General features: G+C 68.7%; 13 protein-coding genes and 1 pseudogene. 11 read left to right on the top strand and 3 right to left on the bottom strand.

Annotated features, from left to right (window positions below):
* The first annotated feature begins 283 nt into the window (after positions 1–283).
* From OHU89_RS36140 to OHU89_RS36095, 10 genes are all read left to right on the top strand, one after another.
* Positions 284–616, top strand: coding sequence for a hypothetical protein (locus tag OHU89_RS36140; protein ID WP_405649161.1), 333 nt, complete (start codon positions 284–286; stop codon positions 614–616).
* A gap of 72 nt (positions 617–688) precedes the next feature.
* Positions 689–1,000, top strand: coding sequence for a pore-forming ESAT-6 family protein (locus OHU89_RS36135; RefSeq protein WP_405649160.1), 312 nt, complete (start codon positions 689–691; stop codon positions 998–1,000).
* 54 nt (positions 1,001–1,054) lie between these two features.
* Positions 1,055–1,447: a DUF6507 family protein gene (locus OHU89_RS36130; RefSeq protein WP_405649159.1), complete on the top strand. Its 393-nt coding sequence runs from the start codon at positions 1,055–1,057 to the stop codon at positions 1,445–1,447.
* The gene (locus OHU89_RS36125; protein ID WP_405649158.1) at positions 1,444–3,843 is read left to right on the top strand and encodes a hypothetical protein; all 2,400 of its coding nucleotides are present in this window, start codon (positions 1,444–1,446) and stop codon (positions 3,841–3,843) included. Before OHU89_RS36130 ends, OHU89_RS36125 begins: the two co-directional genes overlap by 4 nt.
* A 13-nt stretch (positions 3,844–3,856) precedes the next feature.
* Positions 3,857–4,735, top strand: a complete 879-nt coding sequence (locus OHU89_RS36120) for an immunity 49 family protein (RefSeq protein WP_405649157.1) — start codon at positions 3,857–3,859, stop codon at positions 4,733–4,735.
* 34 nt (positions 4,736–4,769) lie between these two features.
* Positions 4,770–5,063, top strand: a complete 294-nt coding sequence (locus tag OHU89_RS36115) for a hypothetical protein (protein WP_405649156.1) — start codon at positions 4,770–4,772, stop codon at positions 5,061–5,063.
* Positions 5,064–5,094: 31 nt separating this feature from the next.
* Positions 5,095–6,459, top strand: coding sequence for a type VII secretion integral membrane protein EccD (eccD, locus tag OHU89_RS36110; protein ID WP_405649154.1), 1,365 nt, complete (start codon positions 5,095–5,097; stop codon positions 6,457–6,459).
* A gap of 14 nt (positions 6,460–6,473) precedes the next feature.
* Positions 6,474–7,556 (top strand): hypothetical protein, encoded by a 1,083-nt coding sequence (locus tag OHU89_RS36105; RefSeq protein ID WP_405649153.1) that lies wholly within the window; start codon positions 6,474–6,476, stop codon positions 7,554–7,556.
* Entirely contained in the window at positions 7,553–11,527 is a 3,975-nt protein-coding gene (eccCa, locus tag OHU89_RS36100; RefSeq protein ID WP_405649152.1) for a type VII secretion protein EccCa, read from the top strand. The genes OHU89_RS36105 and eccCa overlap by 4 nt, the downstream gene beginning before the upstream one ends.
* The gene (locus tag OHU89_RS36095; protein ID WP_405649151.1) at positions 11,524–12,894 is read left to right on the top strand and encodes a DUF6177 family protein; all 1,371 of its coding nucleotides are present in this window, start codon (positions 11,524–11,526) and stop codon (positions 12,892–12,894) included. The genes eccCa and OHU89_RS36095 overlap by 4 nt, the downstream gene beginning before the upstream one ends.
* A 228-nt stretch (positions 12,895–13,122) precedes the next feature.
* Here OHU89_RS36095 and OHU89_RS36090 read toward each other — a convergent pair whose 3' ends face one another.
* The gene (locus OHU89_RS36090) at positions 13,123–13,353 is read right to left on the bottom strand and encodes a hypothetical protein (RefSeq protein ID WP_405649150.1); all 231 of its coding nucleotides are present in this window, start codon (positions 13,351–13,353) and stop codon (positions 13,123–13,125) included.
* Between the two features lie 16 nt (positions 13,354–13,369).
* Here OHU89_RS36090 and OHU89_RS36085 point away from each other — a divergent pair.
* A pseudogene (locus OHU89_RS36085) lies at positions 13,370–13,644 on the top strand (transposase); the annotation flags it as partial.
* A 111-nt stretch (positions 13,645–13,755) separates the two neighbouring features.
* On the opposite strand, the gene OHU89_RS36080 reads toward OHU89_RS36085, so the two are convergent.
* The gene (locus tag OHU89_RS36080; RefSeq protein WP_405655116.1) at positions 13,756–14,580 is read right to left on the bottom strand and encodes a hypothetical protein; all 825 of its coding nucleotides are present in this window, start codon (positions 14,578–14,580) and stop codon (positions 13,756–13,758) included.
* Positions 14,581–14,601: 21 nt separating this feature from the next.
* Complete coding sequence (locus tag OHU89_RS36075; RefSeq protein WP_405649149.1) at positions 14,602–15,426, bottom strand: hypothetical protein; 825 nt, start codon at positions 15,424–15,426, stop codon at positions 14,602–14,604.
* Between the last annotated feature and the right edge of the window lie 49 nt (positions 15,427–15,475).

Here is a 15,475-nt window from a genome sequence, read left to right as displayed (position 1 = left end):
GACCAGCACCACAGTGGCCAGTCGCGCATTGCCACCGAGTCGGTGCCACGCCCGCGCAGGCGTGTGGCCGGAAGCAATGCGGCGAGGAAACGCAATAGGAGCGACATGAGCAGCCCTCGCAGACTCTCATGAACTAGATCACGCCACTTGGGCCTCTTTCGCGTTGCGCCTGCAACGGGTGATGCGAGAGGATGTTCGACGTTCTGTGAGCCGTGCGTGACGCACGATGACGCAGTGGCAAGCGGGCAACCGCAGTGCACAACACGCTTACGGGGGTGGGTTGATGAAGTTCGACATGGGGTCGACGACGCTGTCGGAGCTCGGCAAGAGCACCGCCGGGTCCAGCGTGGACCTGGGCACGCTGATCTCCTGGCTGATCCAGGCGGCGGAGCCGTTGGAGGGGAAGTTCAACGGGTCGGGCAAGGCCGCGTTCGACAGGTTCAAGCTGCATGCCGATGAGATCACCGACGCGCTGAACGGCTCGCTCAGCGCGATTCTGGGAGGTCAGTCCGGCATGGACACCGCGTTCGGCACGGGTGACGTGGAGCTGGAGGACAACGCCCACCAGAACATGGGTGCCGCCAACTTCGACGCGGCGCGCTTCGGAGCCCGGTAGCCGCGGCAGCGCGCACGCGCTGAGCCGCCGACGTCCACGTCACCGTCACCGTTTCCAAGGGGGAACTTGGCCATGGGTCAGAGCCTGGACCGCCGTTCGTACGACACCGGTGCCTCGAGTGAGGTGCAAATCAGCCTGCACGGGATCATCGGCCAGCTGGAGAGCCTGCTGACCGACCGTGACCGCGCGGTGAAGGCCGCGATGGCCGACTTCGCCGCGGACGGCGTCGCCGACGAGTACCACGGCAAGGAGTTGCGCTGGCACCGCGCCGCCGACGAGGTCCGCGAGATCATCCGGCTGGTCCGCACCACGATGGAGCAGAACGACGGCACCGCGCAGTCGACTCTGGCCAGGGCTCGCGCGGCCGTCGACAACATCGGCTGACGGCGAGCGCGCGGCAGTAGCAGTGAACGGGGAGAGGGAAGCGGGGGCTGACGCATGCCGGGGTGGGACATTTCTCCGTCCGGGGTCGGAGTGGTGGTCTCGCGGGTGGGGGACGTCATGAAGGTCCTGGATGACATCGTCCAGGCGTACGCGGGTGACGTGGAAGCCGCGGCCACTGCGGCCGGGACGATCGCTCCGGGAGGGGCGAGCGGGGAGCACAAGAGGCAGACCGGGCTGGTGGCCGCGGCGCTCGCGGAGTTCATCGAGGGCACGGCGGACGAGCTGAACTTCATCGGCACGCGCGTCGGCAGGTCGGTGAACGGCGCGGTGGACGCCACCGTCGCCTACCGGGACGGTGACCTGGAGATGGCGGCCGAGATGCAGCAGCGGGCGGCCGGGCTGGTGATGCCCGACATGCCGGACGGCTGGAAGGCGGGACGCCTGTGATCCAGCCGGAGTCCATCCCTCTGTTCACCGGCGACCTCGGCCTGCTGGAGCACCACATCGACGCCCTCGGGCTCGAAGCGGACGGCATCCGCCAGGCCGGCGGCGAAGCTCATCAGCAGTTCCAGGGGCTGTCGGCCTTCTACCAGGCCCCGGAGGCAGAGGATCTGTTCGCCTCCACCGCACCGGCCCGCGACGCCGCCGACAGTTTCGGCGACAAGGTCGCCACAGTGGCCGACGCACTGCGCACCTACGCGGCCGAAGTCGCCCCGATCGCACGGCGGTTGGAGCACCTGAAGGGCCGGGCGACCGCCTTCGTGGCGGGACTGAAGACCGACAGTGGCGCGTTCGACGAGAACTGGACCGACGACGCGGACAAGGTCTCCGAGCACCAGGCCCTCATGCATGACGTGGCCGTCGCCCAGGCCGCGTTCACGGCCGCGGAGATCGCCTGCAACAACAAGATCACAGCGTTGGTCGGCGGCACCCAGTACGTCATGAACACCGGCGCCAAGCAGTTCGTCCCGCGCGGCGCGGAACTCTACGGCTACAGCGCCGAGGTGCTGGAGAACGCCCAGGAACTGCCCTGGGGCACGCCCGAGACCCAGTCCCACGACTGGTGGGACACGGACGACCTCGGCTACTACGCCAAGAGCTTCTTCTGGGACGGGTTCATCGTCGACAACGTCTGGGGCACCATCGACGGCCTCGCCACCCTGACCGGCTTCCACGGCTCGGAGCAAGCCGGGCAGGCCTGGGAAGGCCTGCTCCGCGTGGTCGTCGGCTCCGAGACCTACCTCATGGAAGCCGGCGGCCAGGAACCCACCGGGGTCTTCGCGACCGACTTCGCCCAGGACAGCAAGGCGTACGCCAAGGAGTTCGGCAAGTCCTTCGTCGCCTGGGACATGTGGAAGGAGAACCCGGCCCGCGCCGCCGCCACCGTCGTCTTCAACGGCCTCACCCTGGGCGCCGGCCCCCTCAAAGTCGCCTCCGCGGGCAGAGTGGGCACCGGAGCCAAGGTCGCCAGCACGGTCGCCAAGGTCGGCGACGTCATCGACCCGATCGGCGCCGCGGTCAAGGTGACGGGGCATGCCGTGCCGAGAATCGCCGAGGTCACAGCGAACCTACGCGGCGTCGACAACGTCCCCGACCTGACCGCGCCGCACAGCGTTCTGGAACTCTCCGACGGCTCCAAGCTCGTCGTCGAAAACGGCGAGTTCATCGCCTACGACAAGCACGGCAACGTCGCCAGCGACGCACCGAAGGCGGAACGTTCCTCCGCAGCCGAGGGCACGTCGGAGGAACTCGCGAGGCGAGAGCGAGAACTTGCCGGGGTCGGCGGCAGGGCACAGTCAGCGCAGGCATCCACGCACACAGGTGACGGATCCGTCGGCACCACAGCCGACACCGGCGGTGGCATCCGAGAGCACGCCTCGTCGCCTCGCCAAGGAACAGGCAATGCCAATGGGTCCGGTAGCAGCAACGGGCCGTCCAGCTCTGCCGCAAGATCTGGCGATTCGGACCACAATTCCGGAGGAACGAATTCAGGCGGAGACCGGGAACTCACCGCCGCGGAACGAAAGCGCATCCGCGACGAGCACGTCTGGAAGGCCAACAACGACCCCGCCTGGCGCGACGAGCACTACGATGCCATCGACCGGCGCAGGGATGCCTCAGAGATCGTTGACGGCGTCGAACTGCCCGTCCTCGCCAGAGACGCGAACGGCAATCTGGTATCCAAGTACGACCTGCCGAGCGGACCGTCGGAGGTCAAGTTCGGCCGGACTCTCTTCACACCTGATTCTGTCGATCCTCTGCATCGCCCAGAACTCGACGAAGCGGCCAAGAGCCGTAAAGTGTCCGTGGACCTCACCAAAGCCGAGAAGGCATATGAGGAGCACCCCTCTACCGCTGCAAGCAAGGTCCTTGAGGATGCTCAAAATTCCTATCACCAGCAGCTCGGTGACACCCCCAACAACAGCAAGCTATCGGAGCAACTTGGCGAGAAATCCGCTGAACTGCACGTGGTTCCTGAGCAGTTCCCGAATGCTGAGTGGATCGATCTACCCAAGACACCAAACGGGGCGGACGCGTTCGACCAGGCGTACAAACTCCATGACGGTAGCTACGTCATCGTCGAGGCAAAAGCGCCGTCAGGGGATCTCGGCTGGCGGAAGGGCGCCGGCGCATACCAGGGCATCAGGGTCAAGCAGGGCACCAAGGAGTACGTGGAGACAATCCTGTCTCTGATGCGTGGACGGGGCGGGAAGGATGCTGAGATAGCCCTCGATCTACGGGATGCGCTCGCGGATGGCAAGCTTCAATACGTACTGGTGAAGGCGAACGAGAACCCAGGCTCGTACGCTGGTGCCGCGCTTGAGTACTTCAAGATTGATTAGGAGGAGGCATCCAGTGGCCTCAAGGGTTCCCCGCCATGAGTTCCGCACGGACAACGCGGCCGAGGCCATGGCACCGCTGATCAAGGGCAAGGAACGGCTACTGGCGCGGATTGAGACATCTGATGTCTACCGAGCCAGTGCTCTGGCAGAGACGCTGACAACGGCGAAGTGGCACTGCTTGACGGACCCCGAAGCGGCGAAGTTCGAGACGTGGGAGGCTTGGGTTACAGCCATGCAGGTCGGTTGTGCCCTGTTCGACTCGGCCACGGCCACCGAGGGACCCGTGCCGTGCCGTATCGGGAGCCGAGGCGAGGTGAAAAATCTTCCCGCGACCGGTCCCACGTCTTACACAAATGCAGGAGCGTGGCTTACGACGGTGTACCTCGCGACGATCTGTCGCGAAAACGAACGCCTCGACCGCCTGATGCGGGTCCCCCTGTCGTTCCTTCGTGCGTCTCTTCCCGACAGTATGGCGGTCGACGAGTACATCTACGACTGGGTAGCGGCTCTGCAGAGTTTCTGGGCCCGCAGGTCGACGGAAATGTGGGACCAACTGGTCGCTGCAATCCGAGCCACTGATCCCGAGGGCCCCCTGGTCACCGACAGGGAGACCATGCTCAAGCAGCTGTATCCGCCCTTGGAACTCTTCCAACTGTGCAATCGCCAAGAGACCGCGCGTTTCAATGAATCTCTGGATCAAGCCCTTACCTGGCACAAACAGTACTGGGCCGACGACGAGGCGCGTGCACTGAGCGGTGACGGCCTGGTCGCTCTCGGCCCTCTCGCCATCGCTTGCATGGCTTACGACAATGACTTCCCGATCGAGGTCGAGTCCGAATACCTGCCCAAGCATCTTCTGAGGCGTTCATGGGTCGGCGAGTTCGACACGTGATCCGCTTTCTCTGCGAGGTGGGTGGCAACCAGCTGTGACAGCCCAGGATTACGACAGCCAACTCCTGGAGTCGGTGTCGGTGCGCCGCCGACGCCTCCGTGACGCCTTCCTCTTCGGCCCACAGCGCCAACGCCGGTCGCTGGACGAACGGATGGGGAAGGTGTTCGCCGGGGTGGTGATCGCGGCGGTGCTGTGTGCCGGGTGTGTGGGGTGGTCGTTCGTTTCGCACCGGGTCATCGGCAAGAGCCCGTACGGGACCTCCGTGACGACGCCCTCAGCGCAGCCCTCCCCCACAACTCCCTCCCCATCTGCTGTTTCTTCTCGGTGATAGGTTCGAACGCGTGATATCCACGGGGTCCTTGAGTCGTTCCGCGACCGGCAGTCGTACGGCGCTCAGCCGGGTCACCCTGGTTGGTGAGCGGCGTCGGGTGGACCTCGTACTGCCGTCGCGGGAGCCCGTCGGGGTGCTGCTGCCCGAGATCATGCGGCTGTTGGACGATCGGGTCGGGGAGCGGCCCGAGTTGCGGCATCTGGTCACCCCGGACGGGTCGGCGCTCGCGCACGACGGCACCCTGGAGTCGGCCGGTGTGTCCGACGGGGCGGTGTTGCGTCTGGTGCGGGTCGAGGACGCGCCGTCGGCTCCGGTCGTCCATGACGTCACCGACGAGGTGGCCGACGATCTCGACGTGCGGGCGTGGCGGTGGCGGCCTGCTGTGCGGCGTGCGGTGGCGGGGAGCGCCACCGTCGTGTGGGCGCTGGCCGCCGGAGTACTGGCCCGGACCCACTTCGACCTCGCCACCGTCGGGGCGGGGCTGCTCGCCGTGGCTCTCGTCGGTGCCGCCGTCGGCGTCCTGTGCGGGCGGGCCCGGCGGCACGCCCTTGCCGCCGCCCTGCTCGTCACGGCCGCCGTGCTGGCCGTCCTGGGCGTCTGGACCTGCGCCGACGCGTACGGCTGGAACGGTTCTGCGCGCCTGGCAGGCGTCGCCGGGGCCGTGGCGCTCGCGTTGTTGCTCGCCGGATGGTTCACACCGTCGGGGCGCGGGGCACTGATCGGTGCCGGCAGCATCGCCGGCTGTCTGGTGCTGTGGGAGGCGGCCCTCGGGCTGCAGGACGGTGCCGCGACCGCTGCCCAGCAGACCCGTGCCGGTGCGTTGCTCGCCGTGGTGTCCGTTGTGGCCCTCGGTGTGCTGCCGCGGCTCGCCTTGATGGCGTCGGGGTTGACCGGGCTGGACGACCGGCGTACGGGCGGGGTGTCGGTGAGCCGGTACCAGGTGGGCACCGCGCTCGCGGCCACCCACCGGGGGCTGGTGCTGGCGACTGTGGCCCTCGCCGTCTCCGCGGGCGCGGCCGGGGTCCTCGTCCTGCGTGCGGTGTCGGTGTGGACGGTGTCGCTGGGCGTCGTGGTGATGGTGGTGCTCGCGCTGCGGGCGCGGGCGTTCCCGCTCGCCGCCGAGGTCGTCGTGCTGCTCGTCGCGGCGGCGGTCGTGGCGGTGCGGCTCGTCGCGGTGTGGGCCGAGCGCTCCGCGGCCGCCGGTCCCGTCGTCGCGCTGGGCCTGCTCGCCGTCGTACCGCTGGTGGTGTTGGCGGTGGAGCCGGCCGAGCATGTGCGGGTGCGGCTGCGGCGCGCCGGTGACCTGCTGGAGTCCGTGGCCGTGATCGCCTTGTTCCCGTTGGTGATCGGCGTGTTCGGGGTGTACGGGCGGCTGCTCGACACCTTCGCGTAGGGCCGGTTGCCGACATGACAGAAGGAGCGGACTGGCAGCGCGACGTGCTGCGGGAGCTGGCCGACGGCACCCCTGAGCCTGCTGCCCCTGCCGCGCCCTCCCTTCCGGCCCAGGCCGCTGCCGAACCTCCCCCGCCTCCGGCTCCTCGCCAGATGCGTGATCCCCGCGTCCCCGCCCCGGTCCCCGAGTCTCTCCCCACCATCGACCCCCGGCTCGCCCTCGCCCTGGGCGGCCCTCAGCACGGCGACTCGGCCGCGCGCCGCGCCGGAGCGTCACTGCGCAGGCTCACCACCTCCGCCACCCAGGAAGTCGCCCAACAGACCCGTTTCGCGCAGGAGTTGCAGCAGCCCGTCACCACCGGCCGAGTCATCGCCGTCACCTCGATCCGCGGCGGCGTCGGCAAGTCCACCGTCTCCGCACTGCTCGGCCGCACCTTCAACCACTACCGGCACGACCCGGTGCTCACCCTGGAGGCCGACGCGGCCCTGGGCACCCTCCCGGTGCGCATGGGCGCCGACACGGTGCGCTGGTCCTGCGCCGACCTCGCCCGGATCCTGACCCCCTCCATGCAACTCACCGACGTCACCGGCTACCTGGTGCCGGTGGCCGACGGCGGCTGGCTGCTGCCCGCCGGACAGGGGCGGGTCGGCGCCCCGCTGGACGTGGCCACCTACCGGACGGTGACGCTGGCCCTGCGCCGCTACTTCGCGGTCACGGTGGTGGACTGCGAGACCCTGCCCGGTGAGGTGGCCCGTACCGCGATGGACACCGCCCACGCCCGGGTGGTCGTCGCCCCGATGACCGCCGAGGGCATCCACGGCACCCGCCAAGTACTGGACTGGCTGGCGCACCTGCCGCACTCCGCCCTGGCCACCACCGTGGTCGCACTCAGCGCAGGCACCCCTGACGCCACCATCGACGAGAAGGCCGCCCTCGCTCACCTGCGCGAGCCCGGCGTGCCCGTCGTCCTGCTCCCCTACGACCGTCATCTCGCCCAAGGAGGCCCCATCCACACCGCCATGCTGGGCCGGAACACCCGTGACGCCGCCGTCCACCTGGCCGCCGAGGTGATGCAGCGGGCGGTGAGGGTGCGATGACACAGCACGTCGTCCACCGGCCCGCCCGCTCCACCCGCCCCCTCCCGGCTGCCGAGCCCCGGACCATCGAGGCGCCGCCGAACCTGCCGGAGGGGAAGGTCGGCAACGCCGCCACCGCGCTGCTGCCGATGGCCGGTGTGGTCAGCTCGGTGGTGCTGATGACGGTCATCCGCAACAGCCAGTTCGCCGCGATCGGCGCGCTCGTGCTGGTCGTCGCCCTGCTCGGGGCGATGGCACTGTTCCTATCGCAGCGCGGCAAGGCCCAGCGCACCCGGCGGGTGCAGCGGGAGCGGTATCTGGAATACCTGGAGGAGCTGCGCGAGGAGCTGGGCTCCGTAGAGCGGGGACGGCGGCAGGCGGCGCGTGAACTGAATCCGCCGCCCGAGGCGTTGTACGACCTCGTCCGGGACCCTGCCCGGCTGTGGGAACGCCGTCGTGCGGACGCCGACTTCCTCTCGGTGCGGGCCGGCACCGGCGACGTACCGGCCCCGCAGCCGGTCATCGCGCAGAACGGCGCCAGCGGGGTGCTCACCCCGCCAGACCCCTTCATGCTGAACGAGGCCCGCGCCCTGCAGGCCCGCTTCGGCAGCACCACGGACGTCCCGCTCACCGTGCCCCTGGACCGCGCGGGCAATGTCAGCATCGTCGGAGACCGGGATGGCGTCCTCCAGGTCGCCCGGGCCCTGCTGGTGCAGGCCGCGGTAACGCACGCACCGGACGACGTCGCCCTCGCCGTCGGCAGCGGCGACGAGTCCGCATGGGCATGGGCCAAGTGGCTGCCGCACGTCCTCGATCCGCAGACGTACGACGGCCCGGTCGCCGCCCGCCGCATCGCCCCCGACCTGGCCGAATTGGCCCGACTGTGCACCCCAGACCTGCGTCAGCGCGCCGCATACGCGGCCGAGGTACGCCGCGGACTGACCGGCCGAAGCGCCGACGCGCTGCGCCTGACCTCACGCATGCTCATGGTCAACGACTCCTACGGCCATCCGGCCGCCGAACTCCCCCGCACCGACTCGGCGATCGGGCTGCCTGAAATGGGCGTCACCGTGCTGCACCTGCTCCAGCAGCAGATCCACGAGCCCGACCAGGTGAGCGTGCGCATCACCGTCGACGGAGACCGAATCCTCGTGGACGACCTCCGCGGGAACGTCGCGCACGGCACCGTCGATGCGGTGAGCACCGCCGGGGCCGAGGGCATCGCGCGCCTGCTGGCCCCGCTGCGGCTGTCGGCGGAGTCGGCCGCCGAGGGCACGCCCGTGTCCGGGCCGGTCGACTTCCCCGCCCTGCTGGGCATCGACGACCCGGCCGCCCTCGACCTGCACCGGCTGTGGGCGCCGCGCGGGGAGCGGGACTTCCTGCGCGTGCCCATCGGCCTGACCGACCGCCACGAACCGGTGCTGCTGGACCTGAAGGAGTCCTCGCAGCTCGGCATGGGCCCGCACGGGCTGTGCGTGGGCGCCACCGGCTCCGGCAAGAGCGAGCTGCTGCGCACCCTGGTGCTCGCGCTCGCCGCCACCCACTCCCCCGAAGACCTCGCCCTCGTCCTGGTCGACTACAAGGGCGGCGCCACCTTCGCCCCGTTCGCCGAACTCCCGCACGTCGCCGGGGTGATCACCAACCTGGAGAACCAGGCCGGGCTCGTCGAACGCGTCCACACCAGCCTGACCGGCGAGGTCAAGCGCCGCCAGCAGGTACTGAAAGACGCCGGGAATATCGCCGACATCGGCCACTACACCGCCCTGCGCGCAACCGCCCGCCCCGACCTCGAACCTCTCCCCCACCTGTTCGTCGTCATCGACGAGTTCGGCGAACTCATCACCGCCAAACCCGACTTCATCGACCTGTTCCTGTCCATCGGCCGCATCGGCCGCTCCATCGGCGTCCACCTGCTGCTGTCCAGCCAGCGCATCGAGGCCGGCAAGCTCAAGGGCCTGGACACCTACCTGTCGTACCGGCTGGGCCTGCGCACCTTCTCCGCCGACGAGTCCCGCACAGTCCTCGACACCACCGACGCCTTCCACCTGCCGCCGCTGCCGGGCTTCGGCTACCTCAAGGTCGACACCTCCACCTACGAACGCTTCAAGGCCGGCTACGTCTCCGGCGCCCACCGCGGCCCGGCCGCACGAAGCAAGGAAGACGACGCCGAGCCGCTCGCCCGGCCCTACCCGGCGTACAACACCCCGCAGCACACCGAGGTGATCACGGAGGCTCCGACTGCCACCCAGCGGGAGACCGGGCCGACGGTCCTGTCCGTCATGGTCGGCCAACTCGCCACGGCGGCACCACCGGTACGCCGGATCTGGCTGCCCCCGCTCCCGGACGCCACCAGCTTGGACATGGCCGCCAGACCCGTGCAGGCCGGCACAGACGGTCTGCACCTCACCACAGCAGGCGGCCCGATGCACGTCCCGCTGGGCATCCTCGACGACCCGGCCCGGCAGTGGCAGCAGCCGTGGCTGCTCGACCTCACCACCGCCGGCGGGCACGCGGCGGTCATCGGCGGCCCGCAGTCCGGCAAGACGACACTGCTCAGGACGCTCGCGCTCTCCCTGGCCCTCACCCATACCCCGTACGACGTCGCCGTCTACGGACTCGACCTGACCGGTGGCGGCCTGTCGGCGCTGGCCGGGCTGCCGCACGTCGGCGGCATCGCGGGCCGCGCCGACCGGGACCGGGCCGCGCGGACGGTCGCCGAGGTACGGGCCATGCTGGCGCAGCGCGAGGAACTGTTCCGCGAGCGCGGCATCGACTCCGTCGAGCAGCTGCGGCATCTGCGCGGGCAAGGAAAGCTGCCCGAGCTGGGCGCCACCGACGTCGTACTGCTCGTCGACGGATTCGGCGCCCTGCGCGACGAGTTCACCGACCTCGACGACCCGGTGGCCGACCTGCTCAAGCGCGGCGGCGGCTACGGCATCCACGTCGTCGCGGGCATGCTCCGCTGGAACGACGTCCGCATCGCCACCCAGTCGATGTTCGGCACCCGCGTCGAACTGCGCCTGAACGACCCGGCGGACTCCTCCATCGACCGCAAGCTGTCCGAGACTCTCGCTCCCGACACCCCCGGCCGGGTGCTGACCGACGGCAAGCTGTTCGCTCAGGTGGCACTGCCCCGTATCGACCACCGCCCGGTGGCGGGCGACCTGGCCACGGCTCTGGAGGAGGCCGCCCGTACCGTCCGCGCCACCTGGCACGGCGAACTCGCCCCGCCCGTACGGGTACTGCCCACCCGGCTGCCCGCCGACCGGCTGCCCGCCCCGGCCGCCGAACCCGCGAAGGTCCCCCTGGGCGTCGACCAGGACACCCTCGCCCCGGTCCTGCTCGACCTGTTCGACACCGACCAGCACCTGCTGATCCTCGGCGACAACGAGAGCGGCAAGACCAACCTGCTGAAGCTGATCGCCACCCAGCTCGTCGAGCGGTACTCCGACGAGGAACTCGTCTTCGGCGTCTTCGACCCGCGACGCGGCCTGCGCGGCGTGGTCCCCGAGCCCTACCGCGGCGGCTACGCCCACAACGCCAAGCTCGCGAACGCCCTCGCCACCGGCATCGCCGCCGAGCTGGACAAGCGCCTGCCCGAGACGGCGGACCCCGACGCACCCGAGACCGGACCGGCCTTCCACGGCCCGCGAATCGTCATCCTCGTCGACGACTACGACATCCTCACCACCGCCGGCCAGCAGCCCCTGACGCCCTTCCTGCCCTACCTCTCCTCCGCCCGGGACATCGGCCTGCACTTCGTCGTCGCCCGCCGCACCGCCGGCGCCTCCCGCGCCCTGTACGAACCCGTGCTGACGACCCTGCGGGAGACCGGCACCGCCGCGCTCGTCATGACCGGCGACCGCACCGAGGGCCAGCTCTTCCCCGGCCTGTACGCCTCCCAACAACCCCCGGGCCGCGGCACGCTCGTCCGCCGCGGCCGCCCCCACCTGCTGATCCAGACCGCCCTGAACGACCAAGGGACCCCGTGACCAAGGACGTCATCGCCCTCACCCCCAAGATGCCGGACCTGCGCACCCTGCTCGCGGGCCTCTACGCCGGCGGCCCCGACCTCGGCCTGAACACCATCGCCGACGGCGCCGTCGTACAGCTCTACGCCCCTGACGGTCGCCCTCTGGTCTCCGTGGAGGCGCCGATCCTCATCCAGGTGCCCGGCGAGACCGCCCGCCTGCTGAACCACCCGGCCGACGACGTGCCGGTGTGGTGGACCGAGGCCCGCGCCTCCACCGCCGTCCCCGAAGCGGGCCGCCTCGCGGGCTCCTTCGCCGGGCGCCTGGCAGCCGTGCTGGGCGGCACGGTCTGGCCGCCGGAGGCCGCCACTACCGACGTCGTCTCCCTCACCACCGATGGCTCGGCGACACCGGTTCCCGCCACCGGTGCTCCGGCCGTGGACGTCCTCACGCCCTCCACGGCGGTGGTCATCCAGGACCGCCCTGTGGTCGCCCTGACCAGCTGGCTGTCCGACGCCCTGCGCACCGCGACCGCCGCCGACCGCGCCCTGCAGATCGTCACCCCGCCAACGGCACGCCTCACCCTGCCCACCCGTACGGCGCTGCGGGGGCTGCCCAACCGCTGGGTCGTCCAGGACGCCGAGCACGGCTACTACGACGGACTATCCGGCGCCGTACTCCACTGGAAGAACGGCACCTTCACCCCCGTACACGACGAGGCTGGTACCACCCGGGTCGCGGAGGCCTTCACCTCCACGATCGACTCCGGGGACCGTCAGCTGATCCTCACCCTGAGGACACGCCACCCCGCCGACGCCGACCTCGTCCTCGGCCACGCCCTCGAAACCACCTTCCACCACCTCACCGGCACCCCACCGGGGGGCTGGAGCACCGCCGAACCGGTCAACCTCCCCTGGTCCACCCGCCAGTTGACCGACCTGGCCCGAGCACGCGCCCCGCGGCCCACATGGCTCATCGCCATCGGACATCCCGACCGGCCCGCCATCGCCACGCTGCGTGTGCTGCGCACTCCAGCCGGCGTCGAGGAGCACATCACCCTCGCGCTTGGCTACGGCAACGACGAAACACCGCCCCGGGATGCCATCGAAGATCTGGCAGCCGAACTCGACGCCCGGCACGACCTCGTCACTCTGCTCACGTCACTCCGGTCCGCCCGCCGCGACCTGACCGTGCCCTCATGCCTCGAAGTTCCCCCGATCCCCGTCGCGTTCACGCTCGGCCGCGACGCGGCCGCACACATCGACCCGCCCCCGCGCCCTGCACCCGTCCGACTCGGCTCCGCCCTCCACTACCGCCTGGGCGACGGAACCGACACCCAGGCATGGTCCACGCTCGAGCAGCTCACCCGGCGTCTGAAGCCGACTTGACCGTGTTGTGCCTGCGGATTTATGGCGCCGATCGGCTGGTCAGTATCGAGACGGGGCGGCCGGTGGGCTGGGCAGAGATGTGTGTCCTGGCTGCTACAGCTCGGACACGGCAGCTGTAGTTCTTGATCGTCGGCCTGTCCGTGCTGGATTCAACATGGATTTACCAAGGGACAGCGTTACAACGTGGCAGCGAGGCTCCGCACCATGCGGATGCCCCGCTGTCACGAATCACAGCCCGATCGGCTTGTAGGCGAGGGCGGCGTCCACGATCTCCTCTGCCGTCAAGTCGTCCCGATCGAATCCCTCCTGGCGAGGCCAGTAGACGAGGTCGATGACCCGCGGGTGAGGAACGTTGCGCTCAAGAGTCCTCCTGAGCTCTGCCTGTTCCTCTTCCGTGCCCTCGCCGCTCAAGATCGTCTCGACCAAGGCGATGAGATCCGTCCGCGTCAGTCCACTCACCACTCGTCTCCCTCCCTGGGAGTGCAGCTGGCCCGAGTTCATGCCTTTCCTTCAGTTTCATGCATAAATACGCCGCATTGTGTGCACAACCAACAGCATCGAGAGCGTCAACGCCCGCATCCGCAAGGCCGCTCCCGCGGGCACTTCCCCACGGAACAGGCCGCCCTCAAATGTGTCTACATGGCCGTCATGAGCCTCGACCCGACCGGCGCCAGCCGCAAACGCTGGACCTTGCGCTGGAAGGGCGCCATGAACGCCTTTGACCTGGCCTTCGACGGCCGCCTCACCGCAGACCAACTCTTGCCACACCAAGCCCAGTTACACCGCTCGCGTTACAGACCCTTTGCCGTGGCAGTAGCAGAACCTCCGGTTCCTGGATGTCTGCTGTGGCTGCTCCGAGGCTCAACGAGCCGTTGCGGCGTCTCGTGGAACGAAGCGCATGTAGGGGAAGGCCGGGTCCGGATGCGGCTCGCCCTCGGGCAGCACTGGCGCGAGTGTCAGGAACACTCGTTCCATCACCTCATCGGTGTATCCCCCCAGAGTCTCCGAAGCCTGGAGCAGAGCACCTCCAGCGCTCAGCGGGATCACCCGATGGAAGGCCCCTGACGCCTCTAGAGCTGATGCGCCACCGAGGAGTGCCAAGAGTTCGGCGGGACAAACCGTCACCCAGGCATAACCTCGCAATGTCTGACGACTTTCCCGCAAAGACTTGCGCTGCCTGCGGCGCAGCACAGCCTCGATGTTCGTGAGTTCGTTGAAATTGTTCAGTTCAATACGGCCGAATGTAGGGCTGCTCCCGTCCAGAGCCTCGCGCAGACATTCCACCAGCGCCGCACTCTGACCAGAGTCGTCTGAGGACTCCACGACCAACGCGGCCGACGCCTTCCAAAAGGAGCCATCGGTGAACGCATGGCGTGTGCTCACTGAGCCCAGTTCGGACATTTCGTGACCGTCCTTGAGGAACGTGACCCTCGCCCCCCAGGGGAACGTGGGGAGACATTCCTCGAATTCCCCCCAAGCATTGTTGACATCGGAGAAGCGACGAGGAGCATCATCGATTCCTTGGATGACCCGAGCAAGAGAGAGAATTCGCTCGCCACGGTTCGCTTCCGCTGCCACTAGCCCATCGAACAGGCGAATGCGTGCTGTCCGGAACCACCGGATCAGGGATGCGCCGGGCTCGGCGGCCGTCGTGCTGTCGAACGAGGCTTCAATGTAGACGTCCATGTCGCTCACCCTGCTCGCGCCTCAGCAGGCCTGGCGAGCATCTCGTGGCACGAAACGCACATCAGGGTGGGCTGGATTCGCGTGCGGTTCACCCTTGGGCAACACCGGGGCGAGCACGGTGAATACTCGCTCCATCGACTGATCCGTGTATCCGGCCAGCGTCTCCGAGGCTTGCAACAGCACGCCACCAGAGCCGAGCGGAACAACTCGGTGGAACGCCCTCGAAGCAGACAATGCTGTTGCGCCGCCCAGTCGCTCTACCAACTCTCCAGGGCACACGGTTACCCACGCGTAGCCGCGCAGGAATTGCCGCCCTTCCGGGAGAGATTCGTCGAGGTCACGGTTCAGGACAGCTTCGATGTTGGTCCTGTCAGAAAAGACGTTTGATTCGATTCGCGCGAAGATTGGGTTCAGATCATCAAGCGCCTGCGTGAGGAATCCCACCAGGCTTGCGCACTGCACGGAATCAGAAAACCCCGAAGAGCCAACTTCAAGTGCCACGGCAAACTTTGACCACTCCCCTTCGACTGGAAGGTAGGAGCACTGCACTCTACCCAAGGTGCCGTCACCATAGAATTCCGTGATAACCCCCTTGGGACTCTTGGCGAGTTCCGCGCTCAGTCGATCGCGGTTCCGTCCCAAGTGAGGCATTTGAATGCGCCGCTTACCCTCGGATGGCCACACAGAGGTTCTGGTGTGCACGCCTGCTTCAGCGCGCTCCTCCTGCCAGACAAGATCGGCGAGTGGTCCGGAGAGCGCCGCCTCGAACCAGGCAACGACTGCCTTGCCCCGCTCTGCGGAGCCGAGTGGGGCGATGGTCGCCTCCATGTACACGTCGATGCTCACTCATCCTCCTCGCGTGGTTTCCATCCTACGGAGCCGACGCCCACCCCAT

Origin of the sequence: Streptomyces sp. NBC_00019 (assembly GCF_045041015.1) — a bacterium.
Lineage (GTDB): Bacteria > Actinomycetota > Actinomycetes > Streptomycetales > Streptomycetaceae > Streptomyces.
The sequence above is the reverse complement of the archived record's forward strand: the minus strand, read 5'-3'. Positions and strand labels throughout refer to the sequence as shown.